We start from the raw sequence: 18,624 nt of genomic DNA, 5'->3' as shown, positions 1-18,624 counted from the left end.
ATTACTTTTGACGGCTAATTAAATTGCTTCGCAGGTATTTAATTAACCGAATTAGGGCATGTTGGACTTTTCTGTACATTTTTGCAGCGATTTATTTGGTGTTTATATAAGGCTGAACTTATGTAATGGGGTTGTTCCCCATAACTAAGTGAAAACACCGTAGAAAAACCAAAGAGGCGCTGTCTTACGGATACGTTTAAACATGATTTATTTTTCGTTCTAGCTCATTTATGTAGAATACTACACTTTATTCGCTACGCCTCAATTAAATCATGTTTAATTCGTACAAAATTTGTACTCGAAAGATCAACACGCCCTAGTACTTTCACTTAACTTTAACGCAACGGCTGTCCGAAGCTTACCTGAACCAAACATCGACATTTTATCGAAGTTCTCACGAGATATAGGTAAGTATTGGCAGTCAATTGGCAGTTGATATTTTTCATCTAAATCAGGATCATTGACATAGAAACAAAGCTCATCAAAACCAGTAATTGTCACCCAATGTGGTGCCTTTTTGCCGTCTAAACGATAAGTACTAATTAGCATGATTATGGCATAACCTTCGCTAAGTAGCCTTGTTAAATGAAGTTGGTCAATATCACAAAACTCTACCCCTACTTTTTGTATATCTGCATTTTCCATAAATTGCTGATGAACACGCTCCATAATGTTTTTTTTATGCAGAGATCTAACACCATCAATAAATAGAGGCGTTTGCTGGTTAAGAAACACTTTAGCTTCAAAGCCTCGCAACTTTGCAGCATTAGCTAAACCTACAGGATGGCAACCTCCATGACCCGATGTCATAAAAATAGTTGTTGATTCACGCCAAAGATCGAGCTCTAAACGTTGTTCCATTACTAACAGATTATCTAAGCTATTCATTGCCATCATCAAAGATGCAGGGCCACATGTAAATTCTGTCGTTTGTTGATACCACTGTGTAGAATTTTGAAAATCAGATGCCTGTTTACGCAATAATTGTTTTTGCATACGGTAAGCATCACTGTGATCTTCATAATAATCACTAAACTCTCCAAAAATCCGATAACCTAAACTTTCATATAAACTAATGGCGCTAACGTTGGTTTTAGAAACCTCTAGTCGTAAAAAATATCGCTTACGTTGTAATGTTTCAGTTTCAAGTTTTGTCAGTAGCTGTTTAGCAATATTTTGACCACGCCATTTTGGGCTTATTGCAAGTGAATATAAACGTGCTAAACGTGTACCTTTATGGCACCAAACTAAGCCATAGCCAACAACTTCTTTATTTAATTCAGCAACAGTTTCTGCCACTAATAAAACACCTGTATTGGCTTTTATCCAATGACGAAAGCTACGCTTACTTAGTTTGTCGTATACAAAGCAGTTATTCTCTAATACAACAAGAGCATCAAGATCGGCCAGTGATGCAAAGCGGTAGTTAAATTCCAGTGTTGTACTTACCATTAATTAGCGTCCACGCTCTTCCAAGCGACGATGAAACTCAGCCATAATTTGCATATATAACTCATCTTTTAAGTAAGCATCTTCAACTTTATAATCAATACTTGGATTGTCATTCACCTCTAGTACATACGCTTTATTATCAACATCCTTAATATCAACGCCATAAAGCCCTGAACCAACAACACTAGTTGCGCGAAGCGCTGCATCAAGTACATATTTTGGCACCTCAAATGTTGGAAGTGTTTCAAAACCGCCAGAGAAGAATCGTTTAGCTTTATGATTATAAATTTGCCAATGATCTCTGGCCATTAAGTATTTACAAGCATAAATAGCACGCCCATTTAATACACCTATGCGCCAATCGAATTCTGTATATAAATATTCTTGTACTAAAACCAATGCACTTACTTTAAACATATCTTCGAGCTTAGTTGTTAACTCAGCACGATCTTTAGCTTTGAATACACCATTAGAAAATGATCCCTCAGGCATTTTTAATACTACAGGGTAATTAAACATACCTTCTAAGAAAGCTATGGTTTCAGCACTTTGATCACTAACCACTTGAGTTTTGGGGCTACGTACTTTTTTATAATTAAACGCGTCATGCAAGTACACTTTATTACAACAACGTAAAATAGAAGCTGAATCGTCGATAACGACCAAACCTAAGTCTTCCGCTTTACGTGCTAGACGATAAGTGTGGTGATCAATTGCGGTAGTTTCACGAATAAACAAGGCATCGTAATGTGCTATGTCATCAAGTTGTTCAATACTTACAACCTCTGCGTTAATACCATACTTGCTCGCAGCTTTTACAAAGCGCGATATTGCCTCTTTGTTACTTGGTGGCACTTTATCTTCATGATCAACCAAAATGGCCATATCCCAGCGAAAGTTTTTACGTTTGTTGTTAATACGCCACACGGTTTGTTTAAAATCATCAAGGTGTTGTAAAAAGCTTTCTTGTTGCTGTTTATCAAGCTCGGAAAATGAAGTGCGAGTAATCGTTATATTAGGCTTTCCGTCTAGCGATTGAACATTCAAATTAAGTAATGGAGCTGGATATAAAGCGAAAAGTTTTGCTGATAATTTGTCGAATTCTCTATTATCGGTTTTTCCAAACCATACTTGTTTGTTAATAACCGTACCCAAGTCACTCAATAAGTGAGAGAACACTGCGGTACTATCACTATCGTGAGTAATATTGCGTAAGCCATTAATAGTTTTTAAACTTGGTAATACAAAATGATTACGTGCTTCTGCAAGTAACGAACAATAATAGCCTTTACTTAAATATTGTTCTGTATCACATAAATTGATAATGCGCGTTTTAGGCTCATTTAATTTAGGATATTCACGTAAATATTTTTCAAAACTAATAACGTCTGATCGACCTTCACCAAGATCAATTTGTTCATTATCGACAACAATAAGCGTTTTATACACAGTTGGTAACCCTCAAAAATTAAGCCATATGTTTTGCCAAGTTATGCTAATTTTTAAAGATGTATTTTCAGTAGATGTAGGACGGATTTTAAGTTCGTGTTAATCGACGAAGCAGCATAACGCGCTAAATTTAGCACCTTTTTTAGAATATGCAATTATTATTTAGTAATATTTTACAACTACATTTTCTTCAATTAAATCAACGAATAACTAAAGCAATAAAAACTTTATTTACTGCACATAAACAATGTTTATTATTTTTTTAAATAGTCTAAGGTATCTACCATTTCAAATTTAGGACTTCTTTGAATAAACTCTCTCAAAAACGCAGTATGAGCAGATCCCATTAGAATAAAAACACGGTCATTTTCATCCATTTTGATACGATTGAGGTTAGAATAAATTTTCATATTTCTATGATAAAAAACAGCTGCATTATCAGCACCTTCAAAATTATTTTCTGATCCTACATATAATAATTTATCTGCATTAGCATTGATCGACGCATCAAGTTTTACAGGATGATTAATTAGCCTTAATTTATCAATTAATGACAAGGTTTCGTACTGTTCATCTAGCGCTGCAATTTCTGGATAATCTTTAAACGGGGTATTGGTTATTTCTAGGTATGTTTCTGAATCTATGGCGTTTGTATAGTCTGGGCTGCTTTCAAAAAAATCACCCACGCTGTAGTTGTAATTCATTTTATTGTCTATACCATAAATTTTTTCAATATTATTCAGTCGAGCTACATCAAATGCCACCATACTCGTTTCACCACCAGAAGTGATTAACTTTTCAGGATTTTTTACAAATTGTTGGTACAACAAATTAAGTTGTTCATTTTCCTCAGGGAGAGCTTCAACACAAATAATAGTGGGCTTAAAAGTAGCAAGCATTTTTGAGAGCGCTCTTACTTCTTTTTGAGATTTCTCATCTTCTTCATCAAATTCAGTACTGTTTGCATCAGGTGTTGTGCCAAAGTGAAATGTACCAAAATTGAGTACTTGAATCTTTTGATTTTTTTGCGTGGCGAGGGTTGGATTGTTAGTCTGAGCATTCACATTAAATACAACTAAGGCACTGATAAAAAGAATAAAGGACATTTTCATTGTGTTGACCCAATAGTAAAACAATACCCAACCTAGTTGAGCGAGTAATTTCCTGTAATTATAAAAATGATGTCATATCATGATTAACTGACAGGGCTTTTGTTGATCGTCGATAAAGGCATATTAATATCAAATATTTTACCTCTAACCCCTTTTACTCCCATCTCAGTTAGGCGAGCAGAATGCATTGCTAAATAGGCTTTTGCGCTTTCTTCATCTTCAAATAAGTAAACACCACCGGCTATTTGATCTTTTTCGCTTTCTGTCCAAATCTTCCAAATAACACCTGCTTCATTATTAATAGATTCAGCTAAACCTAACAAAGCATTCGACATTTCTTCACCAAAAGGGCCTGAAAAATCAAAATCAACTTGTAGTAATTTTTTCAAAATTGTACTCCAATTATTATTAATTAAGTCTACTTTTAATAAAGTAGACTATAATCTAACGCTTAAGCAGTTATAAAACTACGCTTTATCTAATGCCTGACTTACATCTGCAATAATATCATCAATATGCTCTATACCAACCGATATTCTGATCAAGTCTGCACTAACACCTGCTGATGCCAGTTCTTTGTCATTCAACTGGCGATGTGTTGTTGATGCAGGATGACATGCAAGTGACTTAGCATCACCAATATTAACTAATCGTAAGATCATTTCAAGTGAGTCTATAAACCTAGCGCATGCTTCAATGCCGCCCTCAACCCCAAAGCTAATAATGCCTGAAGCTTTACCGCTAGTTATTTTTTCAGCGCTTGCAAAATAAGGGCTATCAGGTAATGCTGCATAATTAACCCATGTAACTTTGCTATGTTGCTGTAAGTATGCGGCAAGTTTTTCTGCGTTTTCACAATGCCGATCCATACGTAAACCTAGTGTTTCAAGACCTTGTAAAATCTGAAAAGCATTCATAGGTGATAACGCTGCGCCAGTATTCCTCAAAGGCACTACACGACAACGGCCAATATATGCTGCAGGCCCCAATGCTTCAGTGTAAACTACGTTATGGTATGAAGGATCTGGCTCATTTAACATTGGAAAGCGCTGTTTATTCGCAACCCAGTCAAACTTTCCTGAGTCAATAATAACACCACCAATTGAAGTGCCGTGGCCACCAATATATTTAGTTAGAGAGTGCACTACAATATCTGCGCCTAGCTCAAAAGGTCTGCATAAATAAGGGGTTGCAACCGTATTATCGACAATTAATGGTACACCATGTTTATGGGCAATTTCCGCTAGTCTAGTTATATCAACAACATTACCAGCAGGGTTACCAATAGATTCACAAAATACTGCTTTTGTATTTTCGTCAATCGCATTTTCAAAGCCTTGATAATCATTATACGAAACCATACGTGCTTCAACACCTTGTCTTGGTAAGGTGTGTGCAAAGAAGTTGTAGGTGCCGCCATAGAGTTCGCTTGTACTTACAATATTATCACCAACCTCACAGAGGCATTGTATAGCATAAGTAATAGCAGCCATTCCAGAAGCTACGCATAATGCACCAATACCACCCTCCATAGCCGCCATGCGCTTTTCTAATACATCAGTAGTTGGATTCATAATACGGGTATAAATATTACCTGGTACTTTAAGGTCAAATAAATCTGCGCCGTGTTGAGTATTATCAAAGGTGTAAGATGTTGTCTGATAAATTGGTACGGCAGCAGATTTTGTTGTTTCTTCTGATTTATAACCTTCATGTAAGGCAATTGACTCTAATCTCATGCTATTTAACTCCTAATAATAATTGTTGTTCTATTGGTATATGCCAGAAAAGGATACGCAAGGTAAAAGCTGGTTTTTTCGACCAACTAATCCTATCTAAGCTTAAATCGTTGTCCATAATGTGTAATGAATTATTTAGCAGTCTAGCCATCCAAAACGCCAATTACAATAAGTTTATTACTTTTTAACCGTTTTTAGATTAATAGTTGACTGAGAAATGGGGATTGGTAAGTTTATACCCAAGCCACCTCAAGATGCAGAATTCAGCGTGTCATAGGTACTTAACCTGAACTCGGGTTAATGAATGTTGATTTTCTCACATAAAACATTATTTTATTCACTGTTTAAAACAGTTAACCTTTATTTCTCAGTATTGATAGTTTTGTGAATATCAAGGCGAATTTATTGATCCAATAGCGGGCTATTGGCAACAAATTCAACGTAGATAGGCTCAAAAATAGCTTACTGAGTAACTTTGCTTAACCCGAGTTCAGGTTACTTAATATCAAGGCGTTAATTTGCAAGAATGGCAGTCCTTTTTAAGAAGAAACAACGATGAGAGTAAGTGACTGTGAAGCGCCTAAAAGATTGGTTTAAATCGATCTATACTACCTTATTCATTTTAATAATAGACACACTATTACTTGCAATCAATGCCTTGTCTCAATCACTTTTAATGCCAACTGAAACTCGCCTCTTAAGGTGGTTTGGCTTTAAGTGTCTATCTGCTCAATCTCTAACGGCGTTAAATACCGGCTTTCTCCGACTTTAATTTTATTATCTAGCGCCAATTTACCAATTGATTGACGATGTAAATTAACAACGGGATTGCGAAAGCGCCCGAACATCCGTTTAATTTGATGATACCGCCCTTCCACTAAGTCAACTTGCGCTACATAGTCAGATAAAATTGCTAGGGTTGCTGGTCGAGTCGTAACATTTTCAAAAGCAAAATACATACCTTGTTCAAATGCTGCTATATAATCTGGTGTTAATGGATTTTTTAAGGTAACGATATACCTTTTTTTAACTTTATTTTCTGGCTTTGTTAATCGTTCAGACCACCGACTATCATTAGTTAACAATACTAATCCAGAAGTATTCAAATCTAAACGTCCAACAATGTGTAAGCTTGATTTTTCAGGGAAAGTAAGTAAGTCAATAACCGTTTTATGTTGCTCGTCTTTTGTTGCGCTTACTACTCCTACTGGTTTATAAAGCATTATATAGCTCGCTTTATTTGCTTGTAGAACTTTACTATCAAATTCGATATGAGAAAATTTATTGATAATTAAACTAATATCGTCTGTAGTTTTACCGTCAACTACAATACGCTTTTGCGCCACTAGTAAACGTACATCACGTCGACTAATATTAAGTTTTTCACTAATATAACGATCAAGTCGTGATCGATTAATTGACATGCTTCACCTATTTGAACTCATTAATTTGGCTAACAGACTATTTATAAAAGCTGCTTAGTTACACGCCATGGTGGGTTGATCCTATTTTCACCAGCCCAATAAAGTTTAACTTTATTGCCTGACGGATCAAATAGCACGGCTTCTCGCCAAAGATAACGTTGTTCGGTTGGCTCTTGTACAAATTTAATTCCTCGTGATTTTAACTTATTTACCCAGTCATCTAATGCTTCATGTTCAAAATATATAACAGCACCATTGGTAAATGGCGCTGTTTCTAGCAGTAATGAAAAGGTGGCATTACCAACAGGACACTGAAACCTTGCATAGTGCTCTGTATCTACAATTTGAGTAAAGCCAAGCGCCAAATAAAAGCGTGTTGCCTTATTCATGTTGTCTACAGGTAAAGTAACTTGGTTAAGATTCATACAATTCCCTAATATTCAATTAAAATGGCCATAAAGTATATTTAGCGCCATAGCTGTAATATTTTATCAGCACCTTTTTCAGCTATCATGACCGTCGGCGCATGAATATTGCTACCGGTGATTGTTGGCATTATTGACGCATCAATAACTCGCAAACCGGTAACTCCATGGACCTGAAGATCAGTGTTTACGACAGCCATTTTATCGTTGCCCATTTTGCAACTGCCCGCTGTATGGTAAACAGTTTCTACATGATGTTTTATCCAGTTTTTTATTTGCTCATCTGTTTGTACATCAATACCTGGTAGTTCTTCCCCACCATTAAACTTTGCCAGAGCTGGCTGATTAAGAATATTTCTACATAGCTTAACACCTTTAACTAACGCATTAAGTTCCTTTTCTTTTTCGAAATAATTTGCTTCAATGATTGGCGCAACAAAGGGATCCTTACTTGCTAGTTTTACTTTACCTCTGCTTTCGGGTCGTAAATGACAAACATGAAGTACATAGCCACTTTTCATTGAGGTAAATAAACCTTCACCATGTGGTTGCATACGTACTGCACCAAATTGCAATTGTAAATCTGGTATAGGTTCGTCTGGACTCGACTTTATAAAACCACCAGCATCAGTGGGTGTATAAATAAAATCTTTGCTAAACAGAACCTTTTTAAAAAATTGCAATGTGTCCAACGAGAACGAAGTGGTTAAAGCACCACCTGCTTTACTCAAAAAACGAACAATTACATCTGGGTGGTCTTGTAAATTTTCACCAACACCCAATAGCTCATGTATTAACGGAATATTATGGTGTGCTAACTCACTAGCAGAACCTATACCAGAGAGCTTTAATATTTGAGGAGTGTTAATAACTCCTGCGCTTAAAATCACCTCTTTACTTGCTAGAATTTGCTCAAACTTACCTTTATTTGCGCCTCTGCTAATTTCTACGCCCGTCGCTCGTTTACCATTAAAAATTACTTTAGTAACATGAGCATTACTTAGCACGGTTAAATTTTTTCGTTCAAGTACATCATCTAAAAAGGAGTACGCTGAGTTTGCACGATGTCCACTCGGTGTTTGGGTTACCTGAAAAAAACCACACCCCTCTTGTTGTGCGCCGTTAAAGTCGTTACTTATGCGAAAGCCGGCTTCGTCACAGGCATTTACAAATGCTTTGCTGGTTGGAAAGTGAAAATTTGTATCAACTACATCCATAGTCCCTTGATTATCATGATAGTAGTTTGCACCTCGCGACCATCGTTGCGATTTCTTAAACCAAGGTAATACATCTTTGTAGCTCCAACCTTGATTACCAATTTGCGCCCAGTGATCAAAGTCCCACGGATGTCCTCTGGTATAAATCATTGCATTAATAGAACTACTGCCACCTAGTACTTTACCTCTAGGCCAAAAAAATTGTCGATTACCTGTTCTGCTCTCTGGTTGGCATTTATATCCCCAATTATACTGCCGACTTTTCATTAACATCAGCATGTTTAACGGGTTAGTGTTACGAACCAGATAATTTTTATCACTCCCGCCAGCTTCTATTAAACACACACTATGGTCAGGATTAGCGCTTAAACGATTAGCTAACACACATCCTGCTGAGCCAGCACCAATAATAATAAAGTCGTACATTATGATAACTCGATTGGTTAAGTGATATTAAAAAGACAAAGTATAGCTGTGTAACTTTACGATATTTGTTGTACTTATTTAAGTCTTTTAAATTAGACAATGACATGACGTTGTTAATGCAAAGGTAGGGAACAAGACGCTCCCTACCTGCATTTTTCATTATGAGCGGTCAAACTCTTTAATTGAGTGAGTTACTTCCACTAAATTATCTTTGATGGAATCTTCCAAATCCTGCGATAGCACTAAGCTAAAATTCTCCTCAGCTATGACTTTATCTACACAAACCCAGCAATCACGTTGCTGTCTTTTGCCCATATAAAGCGCATTATCTGCTAGTTTTACTAATTGGTCCCAAGGCCTAGTGAGATCATCTTCAGGTGAACTCGGGAATATGACACTACCAATAGTACAACTCACTTTGAGTTTCAGCATATTTTCAAGCTCAAATTCTGTGTCGCTAATAGCCCCCCTTACTCGCTCGGCAATTGCGTAATAATCATCTAATTCAAACAGTCTTGCAACCAATAGAAACTCCTCTCCACCCCAGCGTATGAACATATCAGAGTCCCTAATAGCCTCATTAATTCTTCGCGCAAACTCAATTAATACCTCATCACCCACATCATGCCCGTAGGTGTCATTAACATTTTTAAAATGATCAATATCAAACAGGTAGATTGCAATTGGCGTGTATCTGTCACCTTCTATAGCCCGTTTAACAAATCTCATCTCCCGCTTTATATTTTGTTCGAAATAATGCCTATTATTAAGACCTGTTAGTTTATCAAATAAGCTCATTTGGGCGAACTGATCTGCCAATTTCTGTTTTTGTCTTAACTGCAATACAACCATAAGTAAAAGAAGAATAAAAACAGCAATTATTGCTATCGTCAGGTTAGATTGGCTTGCTAGTTTTTCCTGCTCTGCAGCTGTAAGTGCTTTTTCTTTATTAATTAGTTCGCCCTTTAAACGAGACTCCTGCTGAAGGCGGGTTAACTCAGTGCGCGATGCTGATTTACCTGAATTTTGTTTGAGTAGTGGTAATAGGCTATTTATGTATAATGAGTAAAGCTTCTGTAGGCCTATTAAACTAAGCTCGGCATGTTCGGCATCAATCATGCGTTTTAAAAGGTCTTGTTGCACCTCAACTGATGTTGACTCACTGAGTAAGTGACATTGCTCAATTTCAGTAGAATCATCAAGTTTAACTTTGATAACCTCTTGATAACATTTCAAATAATCCGAGTTAAACGTTTGGCTGCTAGGTACTTGAAAAGATTGAGCTAATAGCGCTTTAGATTCTTCAAAATTATTAAGCTCTGCATAAGCTAAACTTGAAAACACTAAAACAGATTGTCTTAGCTCTGTAAGTTCGGGATCAATAAGCCCAAAATAATGTAATGCTTGTGGATAGTTTGTTCGATGAAAGGTATTGGCAATACCTAGGTTAAAATGAATTCTTGCGAGTGTATTCTCTACATACCTTGAAGCACTTGGATCATCTAGGAGTAAATTGTTGACACGTTCAATTGCATCAAGCATTAAACTTATCCCTTTTTCTACATATTCACTATCACCATGTACAATATAAAGAGTGGCCAAGTTAAGTGTTACATCATTAAACAAATATATGTTCGCGTACTCTGCTAACGGTAAAGCAATTTCATAATTTCGAAAAGCTTGCTCTATTTCGCCAAAACTTGAATAGATCCATGCGATGGTACTAGATGATTCTGCTGCAACTCTAATATTGTCAGCTTCGAGCGCATCTTTTTGCAGTACAACAAGCGTTTTTAGCTTAGTTTCATCATTATCTACATGCGCAGTTACACATAATAAGCGGTAATCTAGGTCTTTACTCTCAGGAGGGAGTGACTGACAAGTCGAGCGAATTAATTCTGTTTCATTATTTAAGTCGTATTGAAAAACAAGCTCTGTCGTTAAACGGTATATGTTATCGCGACTCTTACTATTATCAATTGCTTGTTTTAACCAATCAACTTTCTCTTCATAGCTATAAGTTTCATATACTTGCGGCAACGTAACTGGTACCTCAGTAATATTTGTTGTTACCACTTCACTAGCGAACAACTGAGTTGATACAAAAACGCAGAAAACCAACGCAATAAAATTGCTTAATGACTTAAATTGCACACCGTTCCATTGTAATAAAATCATAAACCCACCTAGTTTTAATGCAATTCAACACTTTCAATTTTATACATTCTACAGTTAATTTCAGTAGAAACTGCCGTTAAGTATATAAAATCTTGGATAAAGTTAAAGGTAGCAAGAAAAATATTAAAAAGCTAAGAATTATCATTTTATGAATAAATAGCAACATAAAAACAGAGAGTTCCTTAATTAAATAAATTCATTTGTGCATCTGTTATTTCATTAAAGCTAGTACCAATAAATGGCAGTATAGCGTCGGCAACTGAGGAAAGTTGCCGCTCTACATAAAGTTGATAGTCTAATGGAGCATTAACGTAGCCTTTAGCTTGAGGGCCTGAAGTGGTTAAGTAATATTCTATCCAACCTTTATTTTGAAATTTCAATGGTTTGTTATTCTCTTTGTTAAACTTATCTGCCAAACGTGCGGCTTTTATATGAGGTGGTATGTTTTTAACATAATGGTTAAGTTTGCGACGAATACGTTTGCGGTACAGCAGTTTATCGTCAAATTCTCCTGCATAAGTTTTTTCAACCGTTTGTTTAATAAAGGAAACCACACATTCTTGGTTAAATACTTTTAGGTATAACGTGCGTTGAAATTCTTTTGCTAGCTCGGTCCAGTCGGTACGTACACTTTCTAAACCTTTAAAAATTAATTGTTGTTTTCCTGCTTTTTCAACTAGGCCTGCATAGCGTTTTTTACTTCCTATTTCCAACCCTCTAATTGTTGGCATGAAGAATTGGCTAAAGTATGTTTCAAACTCTATTTCTAACTCACTTGTTACATTAAAGCGCTCATTTAATTCATTTATTAGATTGTTGTTTATCAGTTTCGCTAATATTTTACCTAGCCGTTGACTTTCTTTACTACTTTTATCTTCACCTACGTGAATAAAAATGGAATCTGTATCACCATAAATGACTTGATAGCCTTCTTGCTCTATCCATTTTTTGGTTGTTTTTAATATTTCATGGCTACGTTTAGTAATTGAGCCTGACAAACGCGGATCAAAAAATCGGCAACCCGTAGACCCTAAAACACCATAAAAGGAATTCATAATAATTTTTATCGCTTGGGATAAGGCACTGTTTTTATCTTTTTTTGCTTTGTCACGCTCTGACCACAAACTTTTAATAATGTCAGGAAGAAAGTGCTTATCACGTGAAAAGTATGCACCGTCAAAGCCTTCGATGCTACTTTCTGGCGTTTTTAGCCCTTCAATCATCCCCATAGGATCGATTTTAAAAGTACGAATAATACTCGGGTACAAGCTTTTAAAGTCCAGTACAAGTACATTTCGATATAAGCCAGGTACAGAGTCCATTACATAACCACCTGGGGAAACTAACCCTTGTAAACCATCTCCCATATTCGGTGCAACATAGCCACTTCGATGGAGTTTGGGCAAATATAAGTTGGTGAATGCAGCAACTGACCCACCTATACGGTCAAGCGCTAGCCCAGTTAAATGGGCTCTTAATATGGCAAAATCTAAGAGTAAGGTTTTATCAAAAATCAAGCTAACTAAACGGCAATCTTCAAGATTATATTTTGCTAAAGCGAGCTTATTGTGTTTGAAATTATCAGTAATTTCTGCAACACGGTTGTCAACATCATCAACTTTTTTGCCAATTCCTAACAATGTATTTGCCACGTAATCAAGTGAAAAACTAGGGAAGCTATAAGTAGCGCTTCTGAGCATATCTATGCCATCTATTACTACACGGCCTGCTATGTCGATAAAGTTTTGTTCACTGTTAGCATGCTTACGCCACCGGGGTTTAGACCCATCTCGCCCTATAGTAAAAGTAATGTTATGGTGGTCGAATCGTTTTTTTAATAACAAAAAGTCAAAGTTAATGACATTCCAACCAATGATAATGTCTGGATCGTATCTATTCATCCATTGGTTTAGCGCGTGTAATAATGCTTTTTCATTAGGCACCCAAACAAGATCAAAGTTGATGTCTTCAGTTAAGGCTTTAGGTTCACCAATCATTAATACCGTTTGCATTAATTTACTGTATAACCCGATAGAGTAAAGCTCCCCTTCCATTGAACATTCAATATCAAGAGAGACACTATTGAGTAAATCTGTTGAAAGAAGCGTTGGCTCATCACAACGTTTACACTTAACATCCTGATAATATTGGTAGTTACTTGTATTTAATGTGAGCCGTTGATCAGTTTCAGTTTTTTTAGCAATAGCCTTCCCAATAAATGAAACTTGGCCAGTAATAAAGCGCTCCATTAAAAAGCGATCGTCAGGCCTTAAATCATCTTCATAACATTTTATATTATGTTGCTTAAACAAATCTCTGATTAAATAAAAGTCACGTAGTTTATTAAAGTACACGCCTACAACATTTTGTTGAGTAAATGTTTTTAACGCTAATGGTTTAATCTGGGTTTGAAGTAACTTTGAACGGGTAATTAAGTGCTGTGCTTGCTCACTGTTGTTTTGTTCAATAAAAAAAACAGGCTTTTCACCACTAATTTCTAACTTAACAGGTCCGGTTGTAGTTTTAATCCACAAATACACTAAAGTACCGCCAGGTGTATCAATAACCTGTCGAGTTAATAAAATGCCTACACCGGTGTATAAAGAAGTTTTATCTGCAGAAATTTGCATTAATAATTCTGCTCTTTACTAAAAAGCTGTTAATATAACCAGTAGTGTAATTGATAGCGTCTTTAATGGAAACCATTAGCTAATGTTAAGTGATAAAATAAAAACAGCCATTCGTTCGTCTTATAAAGCTATTGGTGAAAATTTACCTAATTTTAATCCAAGAAAACAACAAACATTTTTAATTGCCGAAATAGCCAAAACTTTAGCTGGTGAATACGATAGTGTGCGTAAAATAATCACTATCGAAGCAGGAACAGGCACGGGTAAATCACTGGCCTATAGTTTGGGCGCTATTCCATTAGCCATATCACGTAATAAAAAGGTATGTATTTCAACCGCAACAGTAGCTTTACAAGAGCAATTGGTTGATAAAGATCTTCCTTTTTTAAAGAAAAATTCAGGACTTAACTTCAAATTTACACTAGTAAAAGGTCGTCAACGTTATGTTTGTCGGCAAAAACTGTCTTGTGCGGTTTCAAATGACGAAACCCCACAAGCAGGTTTTACTTTTGCTCAAAAGCCAAGTGCACTTGATGTTAGAACACTCAACACCATGCATAAAAAATTAACCGATGGTAGTTGGCTTGGCGATCTTGACTCTTGGCCTGATCCTGTGCCACATCACATTTGGCTGCAAATCCAATGCGACAAACATAGTTGTTTAAAACATTTATCTGAACATAGTCATTGCCCGTTTCATAAAGCACGAGAAACTATGGACGAAGCAGATGTATTAGTCATAAACCACAGTTTGTTATTGGCTGACTTAGCCCTAGGTGGTGGTAAAATACTCCCACCACCAGAGGATACTTTTTACATTATTGATGAAGCCCACCACTTACCTAAAATAACTAGAGACCACTCAAGTGCTAATGTGGCTGCTAAAGGTTCAGTAGAATGGCTAACCAAATTAAAAGAAACGGGTGATAAAATATCTGCTCTTGTAAAGTCTCAATCGGCAATTTCTCCAGCGTTAAAACTAGGTGATGACTGTCAAGACACTATTATTGAGATGCAAAAAGTAGTTACGTTCTTTGACAATAATGCACCAGCTTACTTTGCTTCAATTAAGGAAAGTGACGATGCTATATATCGTTTCAACAATGGTATTATTCCAAAAACATTAAAACATTGGGCAGAAGATTTAGCCGACTTAAGCAAAAAGTGTATTACACATACTAACAAGCTTTATAATTTGTTGATGGAATCTACCAAAGACGGTGATACCCAAATGTATTTAGCTGAGCCTTTGTTAGCTGAAGCTGGGTTTATGTTACAACGTTTAGAAAATTTTCAGTCACTTTGGCAGATGTACGCTAAAACAGATCATGAAAAAGGTGCACCATTAGCAAGGTGGATTGAAAAAGTAGAAGGGAAAAGACAAGACTATATAGTTTCAGCCTCTCCCATAGATGTTGGTTTTGCTTTAGAAGATATGCTTTGGTCTAAATGCGAGGGTGCCGTGCTCTGTTCAGCAACCATTATGGCACTTAATTCTTTTGATCACTTTAGACGACAAGTAGGATTATCTCAAAACGATGGCAGTCAATACCAACAGGTAGACTCTCCTTTTGACTACAAAAATAATGCTTCGTTAATTATCGCTAATATGGATAATGAACCTAGTGCACCGAATTTTACTGATGAACTTATTGTAAAGCTACCTGAATTAATTGCACAAGATAAATCAACTTTAGTACTTTTTTCTTCGTATTGGCAAATGGAGCAAGTGGCAAAGTCGTTACGCAAAAAGCACAAAATGGAGATTCAAGTACAAGGAGAGCAATCTCGACAGCATATTATTGAAGCACACAAAAAACGGTGTGACCAAGACAAACCCAGTATTATTTTTGGTACACAAAGTTTTTCCGAAGGACTTGATTTACCCGGTAAATATTTAACAAATTTAATTATTACTAAACTGCCATTTTCTGTTCCTACCTCTCCAGTTGAAGAAGCACAGGCAGAGTTCATTACAGCAAAAGGTGGTAACCCATTTATGTCGCTATCAGTACCTGACACTTCAAAAAAACTAGTGCAAGCAACAGGTCGATTACTTCGTAATGAAAAAGATACCGGCGTGATAACCATTATGGACAAACGCCTACTAACAAAACGCTACGGTAAAGATTTATTAAACAGCTTACCGCCTTATAAAGTGATAAAGCACTAACAATTAATGCTTAACTTGTTATTTAAAACAGCTATCTAGGATACTATGTTCGCTAGAAGGAGCACCATAAAAGAGATAATGCCGATAAGAAATTTGAAAAGCTCTTGAATCGATTTATGATTTAAATCGAAGACAGTTTAACGGACTTTATTTACATTGGTTAGTAATGTTCAAAAATCTGTTGTAGGCTCGAACTGAAATGAATTAGTTTATACTCTGTATTAATTGATTATACTCTCCATTCTCTTTCATTACCTTTAGCACCTCCGCCAGCTTAATTGCGATAGCTTGATGTTTTTGATGTAAATAGCTGAACATATGTATTTCAACTAATGCAGGGCTTTGACGCATAATTTTTCCCTTGTAGTTCTCATGATGTTTAAGGATAAGATCGCCCGTTGACTTACTGGTTATAGTAAAATCAGCTCTATCCTTATAAACTAATTCAAACGCCTGTTCTGTTGAAGATACTTGCATTAAATATTGAAAGTAATCCTTATTTTCCTCAATAAATAGTGTACCTTGTTCATAAGCAACAGTATAAGGGTAAAGGTTTTCCCAACCATCTACATCAATTGTTTTTTTGCTATAAACCCATTGTTCAACAGAAAATATTGTTTCATTAACACGAACCAAATTAGCGTATATATTTTCAAAGTTATCGACTCTGAAAGCAATTCCGTCAATTTTATCCTCGTTCGCCCATAATAAATTTCGTTTATTGGGTAAATTAACTAATGAAAATTGATAGCCTAACTGTGCAAAAGCGTGTGTTAAAATTAGATCGGCTTGCTTGAAAAGTAATGTATGAGATCCATTGGTAGTGCCAAAAATCAATTTATTTTGCTTTGTTTGTGCTACATACGGCAATGCCTCCCTTGCTAAATTAAGACTATAAGCCTGAGGTGTTAAAAATAATACCCCAAGTAATAGATAAGTTAACTTGCTGTGTAATTCCTTTTTCATCTGCTCACCTACTATAAACAATTAACGAGTAAAATAAACGGTTTACAACTATTGTCATGTTTAACTCAGTATAGTAGATATAATAAAAACAAATACAAAAGATTTAGGGCGTGTTGATCTTTTCTGAATATTTTTGCAGCGATTTATTTGGTGTTTATACAAGGCCGAACTTATGTAATGGGCTTGTTCCCCATAAACATATGAAAACGTGGTAGAAAAACCAAAGGGGCGCTGTCCTTCGGATACGGTTTAAACATGATTTACTTTTCGTTGCTTACACGGAAGTAGGTACTTAGCGTGATCAGGACGCGGAAACTGTCTAGCTCATTTATGTAGAATAACTTCACTTTGCTCGCTACGCCTCAATTAAATCATGTTTAATTCGTACAAAATACGTACACGAATGATCAACACGCCCTATTTCTTAGAAAAATTAAATAAGGCCAGTAGTATGGGAGCTACTAGCCCTTATCTAAAAGTTACATCGCTATAATATGTTTAGTTTACACCTCCTATTTAAGTTTAAGATTTACTCACTATAAAAAGAACCATTGGTAAGCGTTAATGTTTAATAATTATTTGCTACGTGCTGATCATTTTCGATATTGTTTTCGTTAGAACTAAGTTTAATAACCACTCTACGGTCATAAAAGCTCACCTTTTGCTCATTCGTTGCTACCACCGGCGAGTTATCGCCAAATGCATAAAGTTTAATACGATCTGGTGCCACACCATTATCAATTAAGGCTTTTTTAACTGAATTAACACGCGCAATAGACAAAGCATGGTTGTTTTTACTGTTTCCTTGTAAATCTGTATACCCCGATAAATCGACTGTTAAATGCTTTGCTTGAACCAAAAGTCTAGCTAAAGCGTCTATTTGCGCTTCATAATGTGCTTGTATTTCACTAGATCCTGTAGAGAATTGTAAACTCATTAATAAGTTTTCTGCTTGTAATTTACTGGCCTGAGATAATGATGCTTTAACCGCAGCAATTTGGTTACTAAAAGCTCGTTCTTGTGCCTCAAGCTGTTGTGCATATTTTTCATCTAACGCCGCTTTTGCTTGCTGTTCCTGTACGATGGCGCTCGATAAGTAAGTTATTTCTTCTTTTGCGTTAATTTCTTTTGCTACAAGGCTGCCTGCGATCCCTGTAATAAGTGCGCCTGCTGGTCCGCCAAATATTGCACCAAGTACCACACCCACCCCGAAACCAACTCCTTCTTTGTCACCCGCAGACATAATGGTTTGTGCTTCTATTTCATTGATGGCATTCTCTTGTGCCATTAAAGGGCTTGCTGCTAAAGATGCAATAACCATAGTGTTTACAATTGCGTTTTTAGTAAAAGTTTTCATACTATTTCCTTTTTCATGTTAAGTGTTATGCGTGAAGCTGATCAGCAAACGATTATTTGCTGTTAGCTTTCGATGA

General features: G+C 36.1%; 13 protein-coding genes. 1 reads left to right on the top strand and 12 read right to left on the bottom strand.

Annotation, left to right across the window (positions count from 1 at the left end):
* Positions 1-306 precede the first annotated feature (306 nt).
* The 10 genes from QUD79_RS07685 to QUD79_RS07640 all read right to left on the bottom strand — a co-directional run bounded on the left by QUD79_RS07685 (position 307) and on the right by QUD79_RS07640 (position 14,052).
* Positions 307-1,452, bottom strand: a complete 1,146-nt coding sequence (locus QUD79_RS07685; protein ID WP_184426461.1) for a GNAT family N-acetyltransferase/peptidase C39 family protein — start codon at positions 1,450-1,452, stop codon at positions 307-309.
* Positions 1,453-1,455: 3 nt separating this feature from the next.
* Positions 1,456-2,901, bottom strand: coding sequence for a RimK family ATP-grasp domain-containing protein (locus QUD79_RS07680; protein ID WP_184426459.1), 1,446 nt, complete (start codon positions 2,899-2,901; stop codon positions 1,456-1,458).
* 254 nt (positions 2,902-3,155) lie between these two features.
* Positions 3,156-4,013 (bottom strand): DUF5694 domain-containing protein, encoded by an 858-nt coding sequence (locus QUD79_RS07675; protein ID WP_184426458.1) that lies wholly within the window; start codon positions 4,011-4,013, stop codon positions 3,156-3,158.
* An 83-nt stretch (positions 4,014-4,096) separates the two neighbouring features.
* Positions 4,097-4,402, bottom strand: a complete 306-nt coding sequence (locus QUD79_RS07670; protein WP_184426456.1) for a monooxygenase — start codon at positions 4,400-4,402, stop codon at positions 4,097-4,099.
* A 78-nt stretch (positions 4,403-4,480) separates the two neighbouring features.
* Complete coding sequence (locus QUD79_RS07665) at positions 4,481-5,752, bottom strand: O-acetylhomoserine aminocarboxypropyltransferase/cysteine synthase family protein (RefSeq protein WP_184426454.1); 1,272 nt, start codon at positions 5,750-5,752, stop codon at positions 4,481-4,483.
* A gap of 713 nt (positions 5,753-6,465) precedes the next feature.
* A complete protein-coding gene (locus QUD79_RS07660) occupies positions 6,466-7,176 on the bottom strand; it encodes a pseudouridine synthase (RefSeq protein ID WP_184426452.1) in 711 nt (236 codons plus the stop codon).
* A 41-nt stretch (positions 7,177-7,217) separates the two neighbouring features.
* Positions 7,218-7,601, bottom strand: a complete 384-nt coding sequence (locus QUD79_RS07655) for a VOC family protein (RefSeq protein WP_184426450.1) — start codon at positions 7,599-7,601, stop codon at positions 7,218-7,220.
* A 41-nt stretch (positions 7,602-7,642) separates the two neighbouring features.
* On the bottom strand, positions 7,643-9,244 hold the full coding sequence (locus QUD79_RS07650) for a GMC family oxidoreductase (RefSeq protein WP_184426448.1): 1,602 nt from the start codon (positions 9,242-9,244) through the stop codon (positions 7,643-7,645).
* Positions 9,245-9,403: 159 nt separating this feature from the next.
* On the bottom strand, positions 9,404-11,422 hold the full coding sequence (locus tag QUD79_RS07645; RefSeq protein WP_184426447.1) for a GGDEF domain-containing protein: 2,019 nt from the start codon (positions 11,420-11,422) through the stop codon (positions 9,404-9,406).
* 182 nt (positions 11,423-11,604) lie between these two features.
* Positions 11,605-14,052 carry a DNA polymerase II gene (locus tag QUD79_RS07640; protein WP_184426446.1) on the bottom strand — a complete coding sequence of 816 codons (2,448 nt, stop codon included), beginning with the start codon at positions 14,050-14,052 and terminating at the stop codon, positions 11,605-11,607.
* 82 nt (positions 14,053-14,134) lie between these two features.
* On the opposite strand from QUD79_RS07640, the gene dinG reads away from it, so the two are divergent.
* Positions 14,135-16,225, top strand: coding sequence for an ATP-dependent DNA helicase DinG (gene dinG / locus QUD79_RS07635; RefSeq protein ID WP_184426445.1), 2,091 nt, complete (start codon positions 14,135-14,137; stop codon positions 16,223-16,225).
* Between the two features lie 204 nt (positions 16,226-16,429).
* Here dinG and QUD79_RS07630 read toward each other — a convergent pair whose 3' ends face one another.
* Both QUD79_RS07630 and pdsO read right to left on the bottom strand, forming a co-directional pair.
* Entirely contained in the window at positions 16,430-17,191 is a 762-nt protein-coding gene (locus QUD79_RS07630; protein WP_184426444.1) for a substrate-binding periplasmic protein, read from the bottom strand.
* 568 nt (positions 17,192-17,759) lie between these two features.
* A complete protein-coding gene (gene pdsO / locus QUD79_RS07625) occupies positions 17,760-18,548 on the bottom strand; it encodes a sortase-associated OmpA-like protein PdsO (protein ID WP_184426443.1) in 789 nt (262 codons plus the stop codon).
* Positions 18,549-18,624 lie beyond the last annotated feature (76 nt).

The sequence above is a fragment of the Thalassotalea piscium genome, from assembly GCF_030295935.1.
In the GTDB taxonomy this organism is placed as follows: domain Bacteria; phylum Pseudomonadota; class Gammaproteobacteria; order Enterobacterales; family Alteromonadaceae; genus Thalassotalea_B; species Thalassotalea_B piscium.
The sequence above is the reverse complement of the archived record's forward strand: the minus strand, read 5'-3'. Positions and strand labels throughout refer to the sequence as shown.

What these genes read in the sequence shown, in the direction of transcription:
- QUD79_RS07675 (WP_184426458.1), bottom strand. Translation starts at nt 4,013, where the DNA reads ATGAAAATGTCCTTTATTCTTTTTATCAGTGCCTTAGTTGTATTTAAT.
- QUD79_RS07630 (WP_184426444.1), bottom strand. Translation starts at nt 17,191, where the DNA reads ATGAAAAAGGAATTACACAGCAAGTTAACTTATCTATTACTTGGGGTA.
- pdsO (WP_184426443.1), bottom strand. Translation starts at nt 18,548, where the DNA reads ATGAAAACTTTTACTAAAAACGCAATTGTAAACACTATGGTTATTGCA.
- QUD79_RS07655 (WP_184426450.1), bottom strand. Translation starts at nt 7,601, where the DNA reads ATGAATCTTAACCAAGTTACTTTACCTGTAGACAACATGAATAAGGCA.
- QUD79_RS07640 (WP_184426446.1), bottom strand. Translation starts at nt 14,052, where the DNA reads ATGCAAATTTCTGCAGATAAAACTTCTTTATACACCGGTGTAGGCATT.
- QUD79_RS07650 (WP_184426448.1), bottom strand. Translation starts at nt 9,244, where the DNA reads ATGTACGACTTTATTATTATTGGTGCTGGCTCAGCAGGATGTGTGTTA.
- QUD79_RS07660 (WP_184426452.1), bottom strand. Translation starts at nt 7,176, where the DNA reads ATGTCAATTAATCGATCACGACTTGATCGTTATATTAGTGAAAAACTT.
- QUD79_RS07645 (WP_184426447.1), bottom strand. Translation starts at nt 11,422, where the DNA reads ATGATTTTATTACAATGGAACGGTGTGCAATTTAAGTCATTAAGCAAT.
- dinG (WP_184426445.1), top strand. Translation starts at nt 14,135, where the DNA reads ATGTTAAGTGATAAAATAAAAACAGCCATTCGTTCGTCTTATAAAGCT.
- QUD79_RS07665 (WP_184426454.1), bottom strand. Translation starts at nt 5,752, where the DNA reads ATGAGATTAGAGTCAATTGCCTTACATGAAGGTTATAAATCAGAAGAA.
- QUD79_RS07685 (WP_184426461.1), bottom strand. Translation starts at nt 1,452, where the DNA reads ATGGTAAGTACAACACTGGAATTTAACTACCGCTTTGCATCACTGGCC.